Raw genomic sequence first — 18,910 nt, forward strand, 5'->3', positions numbered from 1 at the left:
ACCCAGGACAGACCTCGCGGCCAGGTGCACCGGATCGCTCACACTATCCGCCCGGTTCAGCGTCGGGCGACGCCGGTGACAAATTCCACCTGCCTACAACCGGGCAATCCGCCTCATTTTCTGAACTGAAGTTCGCCGACTTGGTGCGCGCCTTACTCACAGGTGTGTTCGGCGGCGGTGTACCCGCGGAACGTCGGGGCGGGCGAGGGGCCGTCCTGGCCGCCCGTACCCGTGGTCCCGCCGGAGACATTCTGTGAATTCTCCGGGATCACCGTCACCGGCTGGTCGGCCCGCAGCCGGGCGAACAGCTTCTCGGCCTCCGGTTCCACGAGTTGGTCACGGTTGGCGTTGTAGACGTACGACTCCCTCGGCACCGTCAGGAACCGCACGTGCTCGGTGGGGATGTCGCGCAGCCCGCGCACCAACTGGTACAAGCCGCGCAGACTCGCCAATTCCGGATCGGTGGTCAGCGCGGAGGTCGCCGCGTCCAGCAGCGGATACAGCTTCACCGGGTTCAGCAGGACGTCATTGCCCTGCACCTTGTCGACGAGCGCCCCGAGGAACCGCTGCTGCCGTTCCATCCGTTCGGTGTCGCTGCCGTTCCCGAGCGACTTGCGGGCGCGCACGTACCCGAGCGCCTGCTCCCCGTTCAGCGTGACCCTGCCCGCGGGCAGGGTCAGTTTCGCCGCCTTGTCGTCCACGGGTTCCTTCAGGCACACCTCGACGCCGTCGACGGCGTCCACCATCTCCTTGAACCCGCTGAAGTCGACGACCATGTGGTGGTCGATCCGGATGTCCGTGAGCTTCTCGACGGTCCGGATCGTGCACGCCGAACCCCCCACCTGGAAGGCGTGGTTGAACATCGCGAACACCGGGTCGCTGCGCCTGCCGTCCTCCTGGAGGCAGGAGGGGACGTCCACCATCAGGTCCCTCGGCAGCGAGACGGCGGTGGCACTGTCCCGGTCGGCGGCCAGGTGCAGCAGGATCGTCGTGTCCGACCGCTCGGTGCCGAGATCCTTGCCGTACTTGCGGTTGCCGTCCCCGGCCCGGGTGTCGGACCCGATCAGCAGGATGTTCTGCGCGTCCCGCACCAGCGCGGTGGGCCGCTCCCGCTCGTACCGCGCGAGTTCGGCGGCAGCGGCCTCGTCGGCGGTGATGTTGGCGCTGAGCTTGGTGTAGGCGGCCCAGCCGGCGCCGGCGGCCACGACGAGGACCACGGCCGCTCCCAGCGCGGAGTACCGCCGCCGGCGCCGCCGCCGGCGTCGTATCAGTCCGTCCCCGGTGGCGGAGGCTCCCGCCGCGGGACCGGGACCGACGGGCTTGCCTGCGGTGTCGGTCACGGTGGAGCCATCCCCTCATGGCGTACGAGCGTCGCGTCCTGCACTTACGACGATGGCGGGGGAGGGGGCCCCGGAGCGCCCTTTGCTGCTCCGAATGGGGGACAGGGGAAGGGAGGCGGGGGCGGGGCGCCGCGCCGGTGCGCGGTTCGGCCGTGTGGGTGCGGGACGCCGCGGCGGACCCGTGCCGGGCGGGCGGCCACCGCCGTCCGCCCGGCAGGCGGCTACCGCCGCACCGAGGTCACCCTCTCGCTGTCGATCCGCTTGGCCAGGGCCTCGTCGTCCGCCCGGTCCAGGTTCCGGCACAGCACCACCGATCCGCCGGCGGCCAGCGGTGCGAACAGGCCCGCGCTGAGCCCCTCCCACGTGTCGTACGGCAGTCCGGACAGCAGCCTCGCCCCGGGCCCCGTGAGCCCCAGGCCCCCCGCTTCCGACGAGGCCCGCTCGACGACCTCCGCCGCGCTGAACTCACGCCCGGCGACGACGAGGGCCGGCTCCCGCGGGTCCACCGGAGCGAACGGGGCGAACCGGTCACCCTGTCCCGGCACTTCCACGGCGTAGTCGGCGAACCCGGGCGGCGTCTGCGGGAAGCGTCCGCCGAGGGGCCGCAGCGCCAGTGCCACCCGCTCGCCGGTGCACGCGCGCGCGGCGTCGAGCGAGTCCGGCCCGCTCACGACGACGTCGGCCGCCGCCGGATCCCCGGTGACGTCCGCGACCGCGCCCACCGCGGAACAGGCCAGCAGCCACACCGCGGTCTGCCAGTGCGCGGGCAGCAGCAGCGCGACGCGGTCGCCGGGCCCGGCGGACAGGTCGCCCTGGAGGAGGTTGGCGGTCTTGGCCACCCAATTGGCGAAGGTGGCCACGGACAGTTCGACGCGTTCGCCCGTGGCGTCGTCGTAGAAGGTCACCAGCGGGCGGCCGGGGTCCGCGGCGAGCGCGGAAGTCAGCAGGTCGGCAGGGGTGCGATCGGTGGCGTTCACCCCGCACAGGGTACGCGCGGGCGGGTGTGCGCACGGGATGGATGGGCCACCGGTTCGGCGGAACGTCACCCGACGAACCGTCAGTACCCCTGCGGATAAATATATGTGGATATGTTCAGGATCATGCTCATGCGTGGATTCCTCACGCGGGTTCGTCTACACGAAGAAGATCAAGGCGGCGTTCGTGCACCACACGGCCACACCTGCGCCCAGGCCCCCTCCGTCATCCGCGGTATCTACCGCTACCACGTCAAGAGCATGGGCTGGCGGGACGTCGGCTACAACTTCCTCGTCGACACGTGCGGAAACATCTACGAGGGCCGGGCCGGCGGTGTGGCGAAGGCGGTGCTCGGCGCGCACACCCTCGGGTTCAACACCCACAGCATGGGCGTCGCCGTGATCGGCACGTACAGCGCGAGCAAACCGGCCGGCGCCGCGGTGACGGCCGTCGCCAAGCTCACCGCATGGAAGCTCGGGTTCTATGGAGCCGATCCGAGCGGAAAGACATATCTCACGTCGGGCGGTGGCAATCTCTACCCCAAGGGGAAGGACGTACGACTGAACGCGATCTCCGGCCATCGGGACGGGTACGCCACCGAGTGCCCCGGCGAGCGGCTCTACGCCAAGCTCGGCACGGCCCGCTCCAGCGCGGTGCACCATCAGGGGCGCTGAGGCCGGGGCCCGCGTTCACCGCCGTCGGGGGGACGGGCTGGCGGCTCGGGGAACAGGCGGGACCGGCCGGGGGGCCGGGGCGGTCGGGGGAAACCGCACGCCGATCTCGCGGGAGACCGCGCGGCCGTCGAAGGCGTCGTCGCACGGTCTGCATACACTGACCGGCCGTAACGAGAGTCAACGAGTAGTTCGGCCGGTCCCGGCAGGAAGCAGAGACGACAGGTGACAGAAGCGATCCTCCTGGTCGGCGGCAAAGGCACCCGGCTGCGACCGCTCACGGTGCACACGCCCAAGCCGATGGTCCCCGCCGCGGGGGTGCCGTTCCTCACCCACCAGCTGGCGCGGGCGCGAGCGGCGGGCGTGGAGCACATCATCCTCGCCACCAGTTATCTGGCCGAGGTCTTCGAGCCGTACTTCGGCGACGGCTCCGCGCTGGGCCTGCACCTGGAGTACGTGACGGAGGAGGAGCCCCTCGGCACGGGCGGAGCCATCCGCAACGTCGCCGCCCGCCTGCACTCCGGCCCCGACGACCCGGTGCTGATCTTCAACGGCGACATCCTGACGGGCCTGGACATCAGGGCCCTCGTCGACACCCACGAGTCGACGGGCGCGGACGTCTCCCTGCACCTGACGAAGGTGACCGACCCGCGCGCCTACGGCCTCGTCCCCACCGACCCGACCGGCCGTGTCCTCGCCTTCCTGGAGAAGCCGCAGACCCCGGAGGAGATCGTCACCGACCAGATCAACGCGGGGGCGTACGTCTTCCGCCGCTCGGTCATCGACACGATCCCGGCCGGCCGCCCGGTCTCGGTCGAGCGCGAGACCTTCCCCGGGCTGCTCGCGGCCGGTGCGCATCTGCAGGGCATGGTCGACTCCACCTACTGGCTGGACCTCGGCACCCCGGCCGCCTTCGTGCGCGGCTCGGCCGACCTGGTCCTCGGCCGCGCACCGTCACCGGCCGTCCCGGGCCGCTGCGGCGACCGCCTCGTCCTTCCCACGGCCAGGGTGGCGCCGGACGCCAAGCTGGCCGGCGGCACGGTGGTGGGCGAGGGCGCGTTCGTGGCGCAGGGGGCGCGGGTCTTCGGCTCGACCATCCTGCCCGGCGCGGTCATCGAACCCGGCGCCGTCGTCACCGACTCCCTCATCGGCAGCCGCGCCCGCGTCGGCGAACGCTCCGTCCTCACCGGCACGGTCGTCGGCGACGGTGCGGTCGTGGGCGCCGACAACGAGCTCCGCGAGGGAGTGCGGGTGTGGTGCGACGCCCGTATCCCGGCGGGGGCGGTGCGGTTCTCCTCGGACCAGTAGAGGGCGCAGCTTCCGCTGCCGCGTCCACGGCTGCTGCCGCTGCCGCCGCAGGGGTTCTTCCGTTCCCGCTCCCGTAGCCGGTGCGGCCTGCGGTGGTCGCCTGCGGTGGTCGCCTGCGGTGGTCGTCTGCGGTGGTCGTCTGCGGTGGTCGCCTTAGGCGGTCTCCGTAGGCGGCTCCGGGAGGGCGGTCCCGGGAGGGCGGTCCCCTTCGGCGACCGCCCTCCCGTAGACGCCTGCTTATGCATCCGAGCGTTGTGGCCATGGTCGTCGCCGTCCCGCTGCCGTTGACTGATCACATGACGACGCAACGCGGTACGGAAACGACAGACCCGAAGACACTGGTCATCGGCGGCACCGGAAAGACGGGACGGCGCGTCGCGGAGCGGCTGGCCCTGCGGGGCCTTCCGGTGCGCGTCGGCTCACGCTCCGGGCAGCCGCCCTTCCGGTGGGAGGACCCCGCCACCTGGGAGCCGGCGCTCGACGGTGTCACGGCCGTCTACGTCACCTACCATCCCGACCTGGCATTCCCCGGAGCCGCCGAAGCGGTGGGCGCCTTCGCCGAGCTGGCCGTCCGCAAGGGCGCCCGCCGCCTGGTCCTGCTCTCCGGCCGCGGCGAGGAGGGCGCGGTGCGCAGCGAGGACCGGCTCAAGGCGTCGGGGGCGGACTGGACCGTCGTACGGGCCAACTGGTTCGACCAGAACTTCAGCGAGAGCTTCTTCCTCCAGCCGGTCCTGGCCGGGGTGCTGGCGCTGCCCACCGAGGACGCGGTGGAACCGTTCGTCGACGCCGACGACATCGCGGACGTGGTCACCGCCTCCCTCACCGACGACACGCACGCCGGCCGGACCTACGAGGTCTCGGGCCCCCGGCTGCTGAGCCTGCACGACGTCGCCGCCGAACTGTCCGAGGCCACCGGCCGCGAGATCAGGTACACGCCGGTCTCCCTGGAGGAATATCGCCGGCAGCTGACGGAGAACGGACTGCCGGCCGAGTTCGCCGATCTCTTCCGCCTCCTCCTCGACGGGCGCAACGCCAGTGTCACGCCCGGCGTACGGGAGGCTCTCGGACGACCGCCCCTGGATTTCACGGAGTTCGCCAGGAAGACCGCCGCCACCGGCGTCTGGTCCGTCTGACGGCTGCGTGTCCGACCGCTCTGACACAGTCGCCCCATGGATGTTCTGGCCGGCCTGCTGCAAGGCCCGAAGGCACGCGGCGCGTTCGTGCTCAAGTCGGTGTTCCGGCCGCCTTGGTCGCTGCGCGTCGAGGACCGTGCTCCCGTGTCCCTCGTCACCATGGTCCGCGGTGACGCCTGGGTGCTGCCCGACCGCGCGACGCCGGTCCTGCTGAAGCCGGGCGACCTCGCGGTCCTGCGCGGGCCCGACCCGTACACCGTCACCGACGACCAGGGCACCGACGTGCGGGTGATCGTGGGTCCCGACCAGCGGTGCACCACCGTCGACGGCATCGATCTCACCGACTCGATGGCGCAGGGCGTGCGCACCTGGGGCGAGCCCGACGCACCGGACGCCGCCGTCATGCTCAGTGGCACCTACCAGGCGCCGGGCGCGGTCGGCCGCCGCCTGCTCGACGCGCTCCCCGCCCTCCTCGTGCGGACCGCCGCGGGCACCGACGACCCGCTGATCCCCCTGCTGGCCCAGGAGATCGCCCGCGAGGAACCGGGACAGGAAGTCGTCCTCGACCGCCTGCTGGACCTGCTCTTCGTGGGCCTGCTCCGGGACTGGCTGCGACAGCCGGAGCACGGCGTCCCCGCCTGGTACCAGGCACAGTCCGATCCGACCGTCGGCCCCGCTCTCCGGCTGCTCCACGACGACCCCGCCAGGCCCTGGACGGTGGCGTCGCTGGCCCGCGAGGTGGGCGCCTCCCGGGCGGCCCTGGCCCGCCGCTTCAGCGCGGTCGTGGGGGAGCCGCCGATGGCCTACCTGGCGCAGTGGCGGCTCACCCTCGCCGCCGACCTGGTGTGCCGGCCGGACACCACCCTGACCGAGGTGGCCCGGCAGGTGGGCTACGGCAGCGCGTTCGCGCTGAGTTCGGCGTTCAAGCGCGTGCGGGGTGTGAGTCCGCAGGAATACCGGGCGAACGGCGGTGAACCGGTGCCGGCCGCCCGGCCCGCGTCGGCCGGGACGGTCGTCCTGGGCCCGCCGTCCGCCCGCCCGTCACCCGTGTATCCGAGCACAGTGAGGACCTGATGATGTCAGTGGATCCGCGCCGTTCCGGCGGCGCAGCCGGTGTACTGCTCACCGTGGCCTGCGTGGCGATGGGCCTGCTGTCCGGCCTGTTCTACGCCTACGACCTGTCGGTCATGCCGGGGCTCTCCCGCCTGGACGACGCCGCCTATCTCACGGCGATGCGGAACTTCAACGACGCGATCGACAACAGCGGTCCGTTCGCGGTCGTCTTCCTCGGTGCCCTCGTGGCCACGGTGTGGGCCGCCGTCGCCGAGCACCGGCGAGGGCGCCGGGCCGCGGCCTTGTGGGCCGCCGGGGCCGGCGTGCTCTACCTGGCCGTGCTGGTGCTCACCGTCTCCGTGAACCTGCCGCTGAACGGCGAACTCGCCCGTCTCGGCGACCCGGCGAAGGCCGCGGACCTGTCGCTGGTCGACCGGTTCAAGGGCGTCTGGTCGGCCGCCAATCTCGCGCGGACCGTTCTGACCACGGCCGCGGTCGCGTGCCTGGCCCAGGCGCTACGGCTGCACGGCGCGGCCACCGCCCCGGCACCGCCGACCGCCCCCCACCTCACCACCGACCGGCCCGCGGTCCGCAACTGACCGATCGCTACCTCTTGCCCCGGCCGGTCCGCACTTCACAGTCGGCCGATGTCTCCGACCGGCATCCGCGGCGCCCGACGGGGCGGCACCCGTCCGCTCAGCAGGATCAGCCGAGCCGCCCGGTGCCGCTGGCCCGCGTACGGCTCAAGCAGCCGCAGCATCTCGGCGTCGTCCGCGTTCCGGTCCCCGGCCAGCGCCCATCCCACGATCCCCGGCAGATGGAGGTCTCCCACGGTGACCGCGTCCGACGCGCCGTGGCTGCGCTGCACCACCTCCGCCGACGTCCACGGCCCGATCCCCGGTACGACCTCCAGCCGGGCCTGCGCGGCCTCCGGTTCCATCCCGGCCGCCTCCTCCATCCGCGCGGCTACCCGCACGGCCCGCAGGATCGTCGACGCCCGTTTGTCGTCGACCCCGGCCCGGTGCCACTCCCAGGAGGGAATCAGCGCCCAGGTCCGGGGCGCCGGCATCACGTACATCCGCCCGGGCGCGGGGCCCGGCGCCGGCTCCCCGAACCTCCGCACCAGCATCCGCCACGCCGCGTACGCCTCGACGGCCGTGACCTTCTGCTCCAGCACCGACGGGATCAGCGACTCCAGCACCAGCCCGGTCCGGGTCAGCCTCAACCCCGGCCGCCGGTGCCGGGCCAGTGCCACCACCCGGTGCCGGGGCTCGAACGCGGCCGGTTCGTCGGCCGCGCCGAGCAGCTCGGGCAGCCTGTCCAGCAGCCATGCGGCACCCGGGCCCCATGCCTCGCCGAGCACCTCACCGCCGTACGCGCGCACACGCAGCGTGCCCGGTCCGGCGGGCGTGCGGCAGGCCCGCCACACGGACCCGTCCGGAGCGGCGCGGAACGTCGGGTCGGCGGGCCCGCGCCGGAGTGGGCCGAGGGTCAGCCCGAGGTCCAGCGGTCCGTCCGGCGCCCACCGCCGCGCCCGCCCGGGTGCCGCCTGCCGAGGTATCCGGGCGGCGGGACCCGTGGGTACGGCGACCTTCCCGCCGCGCACGGTGGCGCGGCCGGGGCGCGGGGCGAAACGTCCTGCCACTGGAGAGGTCCTAGGGGTGCCGGGGCTGTCCTACGAGACTAGGCGGTGTCCGGGGTGTTTCACCGCACTTCCACGAACGCTCCCGCGTCCCGCTCCGGCCGCGGACCGGGTTCCTGTGCCGGACGGCCGACCGCCACCGCGCCCATCGGGTCCCAGTCCGCCGGCAGCTCCAGCACCTCGCGCACCACGTCCCGGCAGAACATCGTGGACGACACCCACGCCGAGCCCAGCTGCTCCCCGGCCAGCGCGACCAGCAGGTTCTGCACGCCCGCGCCCGTCGCGACCACGAACATCTCCCGCTCGGCACCGTCCCGCCGGGCGTCCCCGTAGGTGTGCGAGCCGTCCATGACGAGGCAGGGCACGATCAGGTAAGGCGCGTTGCGCAGGACGTCACCGCGCCGGATCCGCTTGGCGATGGACTCCTCGCTCTTGCCGTCCCGGCGCAGGTCGGCGATCCAGGCGTCCCGCATCGCGTCGAGCAGCCGTACCCGTGACTCCTCCGACTCCAGCAGCACGAACCGCCAGGGCGTGGTGTGGTGCGGGGCGGGCGCGGTGACCGCCGCCGCCACCGCGCGGCGCACCGCGCCGGGGTCGACGGGCTCGTCGGTGAAGGCCCGCACGGTACGGCGCCGGGTCACGGCCTCCCGGACCGCCTCGGAGGTGCCGAGCCGGAACATGTCGTCGGCCGCGTCGCGCACCAGCGCCCGCGCGCCCTCGCCGTGACCACCCTTCTCACCGTCGCCGCCGTTCGTACCGCTACCGCCGTTCGTACCGCTACCGCCGCTCGCACCGTCGCCGCTGCCTCCGGCGTCGCCGCCGCCGTCCGCGTCGGCCGCGGGGCGCACGACATGGGGGAGACCGCGCACGACGGCCACCGGCCGCCCGGCGACCTTGCCCTTGACGAGGTCGCCCGCGGCGGCCAGTTCGTCCGCGGTGGCGACGACGGTCGCACTGAGCGGGTTTCCGTGCGCGTCCGAGCCCCCGCGCAGATCGTCCAGCACTTGCACCCCGGCGGCGCCGATCGCCACGTCCGTGAGCCCCGCGCGCCAGGGTCGCCCGAAGGTGTCGGTGACGAGGACACCGACGTTGACGCCGAGGGCGTCGCGCAGGCCGGACCGGATCGCGCGCGCGGAGGCGTCCGGCTCCTCGGGCAGCAGCAGCACGGTGCCGGCGGGGGTGTTGGAGGCGTCGACCCCGGCGGCGGCCATGACCAGGCCCTGCCGGTTCTCCACGATGCGCACCGTGCCGCGCCGGGCCACCACCCGGACCGTCTCGGCGTCGATCGCGGCCTCGCGGTCGGCCGCCCGCACGACGCGGCCCTCGGCCTTGGAGACGATCTTGGAGGTGACGATCAGCACATCACCGTCGGCCAGGCCCGGCTCGGCCGCGGCGACCAGCTTGGCGATGTCGTCGCCCGGCTGCACCTCGGGGATGCCGGAGGGGGCCCAGACCCGGTACTCCGGCCGCTCGTCCGCCCCGGCGGGCGCCGTCGCGTTCATGCCCCTCGCACCTCCTCGGCCAGCGCCAGCGCCTCCCGCGCCATCTGCGCGGACGCGTCCACGTCGGTCATCATCAGCGGTACGGCCCGGCAGCGGATGCCGTCCGCCTCGACCCGTTCGGCCACGCCCGCGTCCACGGTGTCGACCAGCCATCCGTCCAGCAGCCCGGAGCCGTAGTGCTGGGCGACCGCCGCGGCGGTGGACTCCACGCCGACGGCGGCGAGCACCTTGTCGGCCATCCCGCGCACGGGCGCGTCCCCGACGATCGGGGAGAGGCCGATCACGGGCACGCCCGCGTCGGCGATGGCCTCGCGGATGCCGGGCACGGCGAGGATCGTGCCGATGGACACGACCGGGTTGGACGGCGGGAAGAGGATCACGTCCGCCTGGGCGATGGCCTCCAGCACGCCCGGGGCCGGCTTGGCCTGCTCGGCACCGACCGGGACGACCGCCTCGGCCGGGACGGAGGCGCGCAGCCTCACCCAGTACTCCTGGAAGTGGATCGCCCTGCGCTCGCCGTCCATCTCGACGGCCACGTGCGTCTCGACCCGGTCGTCGGTCATCGGGATCAGCTTCACGCCCGGCTTCCAGCGGTCGCACAGCGCCTCGGTGACCGCGCTCAGCGGAAACCCGGCGCCGAGCATCTGCGTCCGCACGATGTGCGTGGCGAAGTCCCGGTCGCCGAGCCCGAACCACTCCGGCCCCACCCCGTAGGCCGCCAGCTCCTCCTTGAGGTGGAAGGTCTCGTCGGTCCGCCCCCAGCCCTGCTCCTCGTTGATGCCGCCGCCCAGCGTGTACATCACCGTGTCCAGGTCCGGGCAGACCTTCAGCCCGAAGAGGTGGATGTCGTCGCCGGTATTGCCGATGACCGTGACGTCCGCGTCCGGCACGGCCTGCTTCAGACCACGCAGGAAACGGGCACCGCCGATGCCGCCTGCCAGAACCACAATGCGCATGAGCCAAGTCTCGCAGGCGGGGCCGACAACACGTCAGGCAGTCACCGCACGCGCCTCGCAGAGCGGAGAGGTGTGCATGGGCATCTCGGTCAGGCCCGGGTAGTAGACGTGCAGGCTGACCGCCGGCTCCAGCGAGTCGTTGACGACCTCGTGGACGTACCCCGGCGCGAAGACCCTGCCCCACTCTCCGCTCCGCTCGAGCGGGGAGCCCGCCCTGGCGCCCGCCGCCAGCGCGCGCGTGCCGTGCTCGGCGTGCTCGGTGAGGGAGCCCTCCAGGACGGTGAACACTCCGCAGGAGCGGCCGTGGTCGTGCCGCCCGCTGCCCTGCCCGGGCAGCCAGGACAGCAGCCACACCTCGTAGCCGGGGCCGGTGCGCAGCCGGTGGTACCAGCGGGTGGTGGCGTCGTACCGGACGAGGTGCGCCCACTGGTCCCGGTCGGCGGCGATCGAGCGGGCCAGCCCCACGAACTCGGCGACGGTGGCCGGGTGCTCGCGCGGCGGCTGGAGCAGGTGCGGGACTTCGAGGATGTCGCCGGCGATCTGGAGATCGTTGTCGCTGTTCATCGGGATGCGGTGGTCCTCGGCGCGAGAGTGGGGGGCTGGAGCTGGGAGGCGGAGCTGGGATGACGCGTACGGTCCGCCCGGGTCACGGGCGGGCGCGGTGCCCTGGGTGAGGGGTCAGGGAGCGGTGAACGCGACCGAGCCGGGATGGACTCGGGGACAGCCGGAGCGGGCTTGGCTCAACAGCTGGGACAGCAACAACAGCTACAGCGCGCGCGGGCGGCACCGAGGGACCCGGCGGTGCGGGTCGAGGTGGGTGCCAAGTTCGCGAGCATGCCCACTAGGACATCGGTTCACACCCGGACTGTCAACTCGACGCCCGGTATGTGGGACATGTTTCACCTCATCCGGTTCATCTGTCAGGCGAAAGGTTTGCTCTCCGGGGTGCGGGGACACATGGGGCACATCCGAGCGCTGGAGGCTCGCGGAACGCGATCGAACACGGAGACGTCTTTCTTCGTACAGAGATCTGTACGGGGTTCGGCCGCCCCCGTGGGTCCGGCTGCGTGTCGAGGTTTATGGCGATTTGAACACTTTCCGCATGGCCTTGGTTCCGCAGAGTGAATAACGGGCCCAATAGCAGATCTCGGCTTGACTCGCCCGGAGCAGCACACTTGTAATTTCACTCGTGTCGTTCAGCCGAAACCGGTAACGGCCACGCACGGGGACGTGAAGACAGACGAGGGGCGCACATGACCGAGCTGGTGCAGCAACTGCTGGTCGACGACGCGGACGAGGAACTCGGCTGGCAGGAGCGCGCGCTGTGCGCCCAGACCGACCCCGAGTCCTTCTTCCCCGAGAAGGGCGGCTCCACCAGAGAGGCGAAGAAGGTCTGCCTCGCCTGCGAGGTCCGCTCCGAGTGCCTCGAATACGCCCTCGCCAACGACGAGCGCTTCGGCATCTGGGGCGGCCTGTCCGAGCGCGAACGCCGCCGCCTCAAGAAGGCCGCCGTCTGAAGAACGGCCGCACGCGCGCGTGGCACCCGCGGACACCCGCGCACGCGTGCACCCGAAAACGTCACGAACGGCCCGTCACCGGTGGGTTATCCACAGGCGGCGGGCCGTTGTGATGGGCAGCCGATAGTGTGGTCGCTCGTCCGAGACGCCCCGCTGTCCCCTCGACGCACGAGGAGACACAGGCGTCCACCGCAGTCCATCGAACCGGGGCCCGTACCTCGATGTCCGTGCACAGCCATGCGGCAGCCCAACGCGACGCTGCCACCGCCGTGTTTGACCCGACCCGCCCGCCCGAGTTCCCGCGTCATGTGGTGACCGCGGTCCTCGTCTCCCACGACGGCGCCCGCTGGCTGCCCGACGCGCTCGCCGGGCTGCTCGGCCAGGAGCGCCCCGTCCAGTCCGCGGTCGCCGCCGACACCGGCAGCGCGGACCACTCCGCCCAGCTGCTCACCGACGCCCTCGGCGACGCGGGCGTGCTGCACCTCGCCCGCCGCACCGGCTTCGGCCAGGCCGTGGAGGAGGCGAGCCGCACGGCGCCCGTCCTCACCCCCGAGCACCTGCCGTACCTCAAGCGCCCCAGCGGCTGGGACCCCGTCTCGCGCACATGGCGCGACGACGCCTACGACATGCCGGAACTGCCGCACGGCGAGCCCATCCAGTGGCTGTGGCTGCTGCACGACGACTGCGCCCCCGAGCCCGACGCCCTCGCCCAGCTGCTGCGGGTCGTCGACACCGAACTCGAACTCGGCCGCGACGACGTCGCGGTCGTCGGCCCCAAGCTGCGCGGCTGGTACGACCGCCGCCAGCTGCTGGAGGTCGGCGTCTCCATCGCCAACTCCGGCCGCCGCTGGACCGGCCTGGACCGCCGCGAACAGGACCAGGGCCAGCACGACCACGTCCGCGCCGTGCTGTCCGTCTCCACCGCCGGCATGCTCATCCGCCGAGACGTCTTCGAACAGCTCGGCGGCTTCGACCGCCGGCTGCCCCTCATGCGCGACGACGTCGACCTGTGCTGGCGCGTCCACAGGGCCGGCCACCGCGTCCTGGTCGCCCCCGACGCGGTCGTCCGGCACGCCGAGGCCGCCTCCCGCGAGCGCCGCACGGTCGACTGCGCCGGCCGTACCACCGCATCCCCGCACAAAGTCGACAAAGCGGGCGCCGTCTACACGCTGCTCGTCAACACCCGCACGGCCGCGCTGCCCTGGGTGCTGCTGCGGCTCGTCCTCGGCACCGTCCTGCGCACCCTCGCCTACCTCGTCGGCAAGGTCCCCGGCCAGGCCGTCGACGAGATCCGCGGCCTGCTGAGCACCCTGCTGCGCCCCGAGCGGATCATCGCCGCCCGGGGCCGCCGCGGCCCCGCCCAGATCGACAAGGGCGAACTGCGCCAGCTGTTCCCGCCGCCCGGCGCCACCGTCCGGGCCACCGTGGAACAGATCGCGGGCAACCTCACCAAGGGCAGCGACCTCGACGCCTCCTCGGCCGGCCGGCACGGCGGCGCCGTGGAGTCCGGGCCCGGCGGCGACGACGCCGACTTCCTCCAGGTCGAGCAGTTCGCCCGGCTCAAGCGGATCGCCCGCAAACCCGGTCCGGTGCTCTTCCTCGCGCTGCTGCTCATCGCCCTCCTCGCCTGCCGCGCCCTGCTCGGCGGTGGCGCGCTCGCCGGCGGCGCCCTGCTGCCCGCCCCGGCCGACGCGGGCGACCTCTGGTCGCGCTACCTGGACGGCTGGCACCCGGCAGGCGCCGGCGGCACCCCGGCCGCACCGCCCTACCTGGCCGTCGTCGCGACGCTCGCCTCGCTCCTGTTCGGCTCCACCGGACTCGCCGTCACCGTCCTGCTGGTCTGCTCGGTGCCGCTCGCCGGATTCACCGCCTACTTCGCCTCCCGGCCCCTGGTCACCTCCCGGCTGCTGCGCGCCTGGGCCGCCGTCGCCTACGCCTTCCTGCCCGCCACCACCGGCGCCCTGGCCGGCGGCCGCCTCGGCACCGCCGTCCTCGCCGTGCTGCTGCCGCTCATCGCGCGCGCGGGCATCGCCGCGAGCGGCCTGGCCAGCCGCACCGGCGCGCGCGGCAGCTGGCGCGCCACCTGGGCGTACGCCCTGCTGCTGACCATCACCACCGCCTTCACACCCGTCGTCTGGCCCATCGCGCTGCTGCTCGGCCTCGGCGTGCTCGTGCTGCGCCGCCGCGACCTCGTCGGCCACGGGCTGCGTTTCCTCGCCCAGCTGGGCACCCCGCTGCTGGTCCTCGCCCCCTGGTCGCTGACCCTGCTCCCGACGGGCTTCTTCCAGGAGGCCGGCCTGGAGTACGGCCCCTCGGCCGCCTCCGCGCTCGACCTGCTCGGTGCCGCCCCCGGCGGCCCGGGCACCGTGCACGGCCTGATGCTCATCGGCATCGTGCTGGCCGCGCTCGCCGCCCTCCTGCGCTCCGAACGGCAGCTCGGCATCCGCATCGCCTGGGCCGTCGCCCTGGTCGGCCTCGTCCTCGCGGTCCTGTCCAACAGGTCCGCCTGGGCCGGACCGGCCACCCTCGTCTACGGCATCGCCCTGCTGGCCGCCGCCGCCCTCGGCGCCGACGGCGCACGCGCGCGCGTCGCCGAACAGAGCTTCGGCTGGCGCCAGCCCGTCGCCGCCCTGATCGCCTTCGCCGCGGCAGCCGGCCCGCTGCTCGTCGCCGCCGGCTGGATGATCCGCGGTGCCGACGGTCCCCTGGAGCGCCGCGCCCCGGCCCAGGTGCCCGCGTTCGTCGCGGAGGACACCACCGGCGGCGACCAGGCCCGCACCCTGGTCCTGGACAGCGACTCCACCGCGCGCGTGCGCTACACCCTGGTCCGTGGCGCCGGCGCCCGCATGGGCGACGCCGAACTCACCGCCGCGGGCGGCGCGAACACCCGCCTGGACAAGATCGTCGCCAACCTGGTCGCCGGCTCCGGTGCCGACCAGGCCGACGAACTCGGCGGCTTCGCGGTGCGGTACGTCCTCGTCCACAAGGGCGCTCCCCGAGAGATCACCCGCGTCCTCGACGCCACCCCCGGCCTGGCCCGGCTCAGCCAGCAGAACGGCAGTGCCCTGTGGCGCGTCGACCAGGAGGTCGCCCGCGCGGCCATCGTGCCCGCCGACGGCTCGGGCAAGGCCCAGCCGGTCACCGCCGGCCCGGTGGAGATCCACACCACGATCCCCTCCGGCTCCGGCAGCCGTGTCCTGCGCCTCGCCGACAGTGCCGCCGACGGCTGGACGGCCACCCTCGACGGCAAGCCGCTCACCCGCACCACGGTCGACGACTGGGCCCAGGGCTTCCAGCTGCCCTCCACCGGAGGCAGGCTGGACGTCGCCTACGACGCCCCGATCGCCCACACCGCCTGGCTCTGGGCGCAGGGCGCGCTCGCCGTCGTCCTGGTCGTCCTCGCGCTGCCCGGCCGCCGTCGCGATGTCGACGACGACCTGCCCGAGGAGCAGCCGGTGCCCGCCCAGGCCACCGCCGGCGAGGGCCGCCGCGCCCGCCGCCTGCGCGCCCAGGCCGAGGAAGCGGCCACGCAGGATGAGCCCGCCGCACCGCCGGTCCCGGATCAGCCCCCGGCCGCCGTACCGCACCAGCAGTCGTACGACGAGTGGGACCCGGCCACCTACACGCAGGCCGGACACGGCGGTTACGACACCGACCCGTACCAGGCCGCGACGGGCTACGACCAGCAGGCGTACCAGCAGCCCGACCCCTACCAGACGGGCCCGTACGACCCCTACGCCTACGGCGGCGCCCCCGACCAGACGCCGTACGACCCCGCGGCCTACCAGCAACAGGGCTACGACCCGGCGTACGACCCCGCCCAGCAGGGCTACGACCCGGCCCAGCAGCCCCACGGCACCGGCAGCCAGCGCCCCGACGGGAGCCAGCAGTGAACCGCACCACCCTGTCCCTGATCGCCGGTACGACCGCGCTGGCCGCCGTCACCGCGTTCGCCGCGCTCGACTCGCCGTCCGCTTCCGGAGCCGCCCCCGAGGCAGCCGCCCAACTGCCCGTGGAGCGCACCGGCCTGCTCTGTCCGGCGCCGAGCATGTCGGACGTCGCCGACACGTCGTACACGTCGTTCACGCCCGTCACCAAGGGCGCCGCGAGCGACGGCAAGGCCCGACTCCAGGCGGCGGGGGAGCAGTCGGCGAACGACCCGGCCGACACGCAGAAGGACAAGGGCGGCAAGGGCGGCAAGGGCACCGGGAAGAAGGGTGATCAGCCGGTGCTCACCCCGAAGGCACCGGGCACGCCGGTCACCGGCGACACCTCGGGTGCCGAGGCGCCGGCGCTCATCGGCACCGCGGACGGCAGGTTCGCGCCCGGCTGGACCCTCCAGGAGACCACCGAGGTCGCCGTCGGCACCGGCCGCGGCCTCCAGGGCGTCAACTGCACCGGTGCCGACACCGAGTTCTGGTTCCCGGGCGCCGGCACGGCCGCCGGCCGCACCGACTACGTGCATCTGACCAACCCCGACGACTCCGCCGCCGTGGTCGACATCGAGCTGTACGGCAAGGACGGCGCGATCAAGTCCCCGCTGGGTGAGAACCTCACCGTCAAGCCGCACGCGAGCGACGCGATCCTGCTCTCCACGCTCACCGACGAACGGCAGTCCGACCTGACCGTGCACGTCAGCGTGCGCAGCGGACGGGTCGGCGCCGCCGTGCAGGCCCTGGACGACAAGGCGGGCGGCGACTGGCTGGCCGCCGCCGCCGACCCGGCCGGAAGCCTGGTCCTGCCCGGCATCCCGAAGGACGCCACCGACGTCCGCCTGATCGCCTTCACCCACGGCGACGACGACGCCGACCTGAAGATCCGCCTGGCCTCGCCGGACGGCCTGATCACCCCGGCCGGGAACGAGACCCTGCACGTCAAGTCCGGCCTGACCACGGCGCTCGACCTCGGCGACGTCACCCGTGGCGAGGCCGGCTCCCTGGTCCTCACCCCCACCGAGCAGGCGGTCCCGGTCGTCGCGGCCCTCCAGGTGGTCCGGGGCAAGGGCGACAAGAAGGAGACGGCGTTCATCCCGGCCACGGCCGCCGTGGGCACGCGCGCGACCTCGGCCGACAACAGCGCGAAAGGCACGACCCTGGCCCTGACGGCGCCCGGTGGCACGGCCACGGTCAAGGTCACCGCCTCGGCCGGCAGCGAGGGCGGAAGCCCGGTGACCAAGACCTACACCGTCAAGTCCGGTACCACCCAGAACGTCGACGCCCCCGTCCCGGCGGGCCTGAAGGGCACGTACGCCCTCACGGTGGAACCCGTCTCCGGCGGGCCGGTCTACGCCTCCCGCACCCTGGCGGCCACCGAGGGAGGCGTCCCCGCCTTCACCATCCAGACCCTCCCGAACGACCACGGCATGGTGGCGGTACCGGAGACGCGGGAGGACTTGTCGATCCTCCAGAAGTAGCCGGGGGCCGGGGGGGCGGGGCAGGGACGGCAGAGGCGGGCAGGGGAGCCCGAAGGGCCGCCTAGTCCTCCCCGTAGCGGGGATCCACCGTCTCCGGTGTCAGCCCGAGCAGCTCGGCCACCTGCTCCACGACCACCTCGTGCACCAGCGCGGCCCGCTCGTCCCGCCCCTTGCTCCGGATCTCCACCGGCCGCCGGTACACGACCACCCGAGCCCGCCGTCCGTCACGCGCGGGGATGATCCCGCCGAGCGGTACGGCCTCGTCCTCCCACACCGGCTGATCACCCGGCCCGTCCAGCCGGGGCACCTCCAGCACGAGGAAATCGATGTCCGCCAGCTGCGGCCACCGCCGCTCGAGGCGCTCCACGGAGTCCTGCACCAGGTCCGCGAACGCATCGGCGCGACTGGCCGCGAGCGGCACCTGCGGCGGCGCGATCGGCCCTCGCATGCCCCGCCCATGGCGATCACGGCGACGGGGCCCGGGGCCGGTGGCACGGGGCGGTACACGGTTGTCCATCACTGGTGAAGCCTAGTCCTCGCACCCTCCGCCCGTCCGGCTCCACGCGGCAACCGGCCTCCGGCCCCCATGTCACAGGTTGACCATTCCAGCCAAGGTCTGGCTCGTTTCCATACATCTACAGGACGGTCGAACTCAAGGCTATTGACGGTGTTTGTGCCGACTCATGACCGGATGCGCTCCCTCCAGACATCCGCCGGAAGCCCGTCCGTGCAGGTCAGCAGGGCCTGTTCGAAAGGGTGTGTGGGGCGCTTCACAGCTCGACACGGTGGAGTGACCTGGTGGAGAGTCGTCGCGGCCCGCTCAAGAGTGCGGTACCGTCCAACGTCGTGAGCCCTGTACGTCGCTGTTCGCGAACCGCCTGCGGCCGACCCGCCGTCGCGACGCTGACGTACGTCTACGCCGACTCGACCGCGGTCCTCGGCCCGCTCGCCACCTACGCCGAACCCCACTGCTACGACCTGTGCGCCGAGCACTCCGAGCGCCTCACCGCCCCGCGCGGCTGGGAGGTCGTACGACTCCTCGACGGCTCCGCGCCGGCCCGGCCCAGCGGAGACGACCTGGAAGCGCTTGCCAACGCAGTGCGCGAGGCGGCCCGCCCCCCGCAGCGCGCGGCCGAGGCGAGCGGCGGCGGAGCCCGCTCCGTGGACCCCATGGAGGTCGCCCGCCGCGGCCACCTGAGGGTGCTGCGGTCCCCCGACAACTGAGGGTCCCGCGGCCCCCGTACAGACAACCGAGGGTGCTGCGGGCCCCGATGGCTGAGGGTTCTGCGGCCCTGGACGGCTGAGGGTTCCGTGGTTCCCGGACGGCTGCGCGCCCCGGCATGACGCCACCCCGCGCCACCCCCGCCGGACGTGCCGGCTCGGCCCCACCCGGCGTCCGG

The 18,910-nt window shown here is 73.3% G+C and carries 15 protein-coding genes and 1 pseudogene; 9 read left to right on the forward strand and 7 right to left on the reverse strand.

The features are described from left to right. Positions 1-152: 152 nt before the first annotated feature. Positions 153-1,340, reverse strand: coding sequence for an LCP family protein (locus ACIGYR_RS34485; protein ID WP_399607228.1), 1,188 nt, complete (start codon positions 1,338-1,340; stop codon positions 153-155). Between the two features lie 221 nt (positions 1,341-1,561). Continuing rightward, entirely contained in the window at positions 1,562-2,317 is a 756-nt protein-coding gene (locus tag ACIGYR_RS34490) for a TIGR03089 family protein (protein ID WP_399607225.1), read from the reverse strand. A 145-nt stretch (positions 2,318-2,462) separates the two neighbouring features. Here ACIGYR_RS34490 and ACIGYR_RS34495 point away from each other — a divergent pair. The 5 genes and pseudogenes from ACIGYR_RS34495 to ACIGYR_RS34515 all read left to right on the forward strand — a co-directional run. Further along, a pseudogene (locus ACIGYR_RS34495) lies at positions 2,463-2,989 on the forward strand (peptidoglycan recognition protein); the annotation flags it as partial. Positions 2,990-3,211: 222 nt separating this feature from the next. Further along, positions 3,212-4,294: a sugar phosphate nucleotidyltransferase gene (locus ACIGYR_RS34500; RefSeq protein ID WP_391847931.1), complete on the forward strand. Its 1,083-nt coding sequence runs from the start codon at positions 3,212-3,214 to the stop codon at positions 4,292-4,294. 296 nt (positions 4,295-4,590) lie between these two features. Further along, on the forward strand, positions 4,591-5,427 hold the full coding sequence (locus tag ACIGYR_RS34505) for an NmrA family transcriptional regulator (protein ID WP_399607222.1): 837 nt from the start codon (positions 4,591-4,593) through the stop codon (positions 5,425-5,427). A gap of 36 nt (positions 5,428-5,463) precedes the next feature. After that, entirely contained in the window at positions 5,464-6,501 is a 1,038-nt protein-coding gene (locus ACIGYR_RS34510) for an AraC family transcriptional regulator (protein WP_399607220.1), read from the forward strand. Between the two features lie 2 nt (positions 6,502-6,503). After that, a complete protein-coding gene (locus ACIGYR_RS34515) occupies positions 6,504-7,079 on the forward strand; it encodes a DUF1772 domain-containing protein (RefSeq protein WP_400014384.1) in 576 nt (191 codons plus the stop codon). A gap of 35 nt (positions 7,080-7,114) precedes the next feature. On the opposite strand, the gene ACIGYR_RS34520 is transcribed toward ACIGYR_RS34515, so the two are convergent. The 4 genes from ACIGYR_RS34520 to ACIGYR_RS34535 are packed head-to-tail and all read right to left on the reverse strand — an operon-like array spanning position 7,115 to position 11,144. Further along, complete coding sequence (locus ACIGYR_RS34520; RefSeq protein WP_399607216.1) at positions 7,115-8,125, reverse strand: DNA-3-methyladenine glycosylase family protein; 1,011 nt, start codon at positions 8,123-8,125, stop codon at positions 7,115-7,117. A gap of 59 nt (positions 8,126-8,184) precedes the next feature. Further along, complete coding sequence (locus ACIGYR_RS34525; protein ID WP_399607213.1) at positions 8,185-9,624, reverse strand: coenzyme F420-0:L-glutamate ligase; 1,440 nt, start codon at positions 9,622-9,624, stop codon at positions 8,185-8,187. Then, on the reverse strand, positions 9,621-10,580 hold the full coding sequence (gene cofD / locus ACIGYR_RS34530) for a 2-phospho-L-lactate transferase (protein WP_399607211.1): 960 nt from the start codon (positions 10,578-10,580) through the stop codon (positions 9,621-9,623). The genes ACIGYR_RS34525 and cofD overlap by 4 nt, the downstream gene beginning before the upstream one ends. A gap of 33 nt (positions 10,581-10,613) precedes the next feature. After that, a complete protein-coding gene (locus ACIGYR_RS34535; RefSeq protein ID WP_399607208.1) occupies positions 10,614-11,144 on the reverse strand; it encodes a cysteine dioxygenase in 531 nt (176 codons plus the stop codon). Positions 11,145-11,833: 689 nt separating this feature from the next. On the opposite strand from ACIGYR_RS34535, the gene ACIGYR_RS34540 reads away from it, so the two are divergent. The 3 genes from ACIGYR_RS34540 to ACIGYR_RS34550 all read left to right on the forward strand — a co-directional run bounded on the left by ACIGYR_RS34540 (position 11,834) and on the right by ACIGYR_RS34550 (position 17,510). Then, the gene (locus ACIGYR_RS34540; RefSeq protein ID WP_003975777.1) at positions 11,834-12,097 is read left to right on the forward strand and encodes a WhiB family transcriptional regulator; all 264 of its coding nucleotides are present in this window, start codon (positions 11,834-11,836) and stop codon (positions 12,095-12,097) included. A gap of 221 nt (positions 12,098-12,318) precedes the next feature. Next, complete coding sequence (locus ACIGYR_RS34545; protein ID WP_399607204.1) at positions 12,319-15,990, forward strand: glycosyltransferase; 3,672 nt, start codon at positions 12,319-12,321, stop codon at positions 15,988-15,990. After that, positions 15,987-17,510 carry a DUF5719 family protein gene (locus tag ACIGYR_RS34550; RefSeq protein WP_399607201.1) on the forward strand — a complete coding sequence of 508 codons (1,524 nt, stop codon included), beginning with the start codon at positions 15,987-15,989 and terminating at the stop codon, positions 17,508-17,510. Before ACIGYR_RS34545 ends, ACIGYR_RS34550 begins: the two co-directional genes overlap by 4 nt. A 61-nt stretch (positions 17,511-17,571) precedes the next feature. Here ACIGYR_RS34550 and ACIGYR_RS34555 read toward each other — a convergent pair whose 3' ends face one another. Beyond that, positions 17,572-17,958: a metallopeptidase family protein gene (locus ACIGYR_RS34555; RefSeq protein ID WP_391847921.1), complete on the reverse strand. Its 387-nt coding sequence runs from the start codon at positions 17,956-17,958 to the stop codon at positions 17,572-17,574. A gap of 350 nt (positions 17,959-18,308) precedes the next feature. Here ACIGYR_RS34555 and ACIGYR_RS34560 point away from each other — a divergent pair, with 350 nt between their 5' ends. Next, complete coding sequence (locus ACIGYR_RS34560) at positions 18,309-18,734, forward strand: DUF3499 domain-containing protein (RefSeq protein ID WP_391847920.1); 426 nt, start codon at positions 18,309-18,311, stop codon at positions 18,732-18,734. Positions 18,735-18,910: the final 176 nt, after the last annotated feature.

This window comes from Streptomyces sp. NPDC053076, assembly GCF_044546845.1.
Taxonomy (GTDB): Bacteria; Actinomycetota; Actinomycetes; order Streptomycetales; family Streptomycetaceae; genus Streptomyces.

Coding starts and splice junctions, on each gene's coding strand:
- ACIGYR_RS34525 (WP_399607213.1), bottom strand. CDS start 9,624: ATGAACGCGACGGCGCCCGCCGGGGCGGACGAGCGGCCGGAGTACCGG.
- ACIGYR_RS34555 (WP_391847921.1), bottom strand. CDS start 17,958: ATGCGAGGGCCGATCGCGCCGCCGCAGGTGCCGCTCGCGGCCAGTCGC.
- ACIGYR_RS34510 (WP_399607220.1), top strand. CDS start 5,464: ATGGATGTTCTGGCCGGCCTGCTGCAAGGCCCGAAGGCACGCGGCGCG.
- ACIGYR_RS34545 (WP_399607204.1), top strand. CDS start 12,319: ATGTCCGTGCACAGCCATGCGGCAGCCCAACGCGACGCTGCCACCGCC.
- ACIGYR_RS34540 (WP_003975777.1), top strand. CDS start 11,834: ATGACCGAGCTGGTGCAGCAACTGCTGGTCGACGACGCGGACGAGGAA.
- ACIGYR_RS34515 (WP_400014384.1), top strand. CDS start 6,504: ATGTCAGTGGATCCGCGCCGTTCCGGCGGCGCAGCCGGTGTACTGCTC.
- cofD (WP_399607211.1), bottom strand. CDS start 10,580: ATGCGCATTGTGGTTCTGGCAGGCGGCATCGGCGGTGCCCGTTTCCTG.
- ACIGYR_RS34505 (WP_399607222.1), top strand. CDS start 4,591: ATGACGACGCAACGCGGTACGGAAACGACAGACCCGAAGACACTGGTC.
- ACIGYR_RS34535 (WP_399607208.1), bottom strand. CDS start 11,144: ATGAACAGCGACAACGATCTCCAGATCGCCGGCGACATCCTCGAAGTC.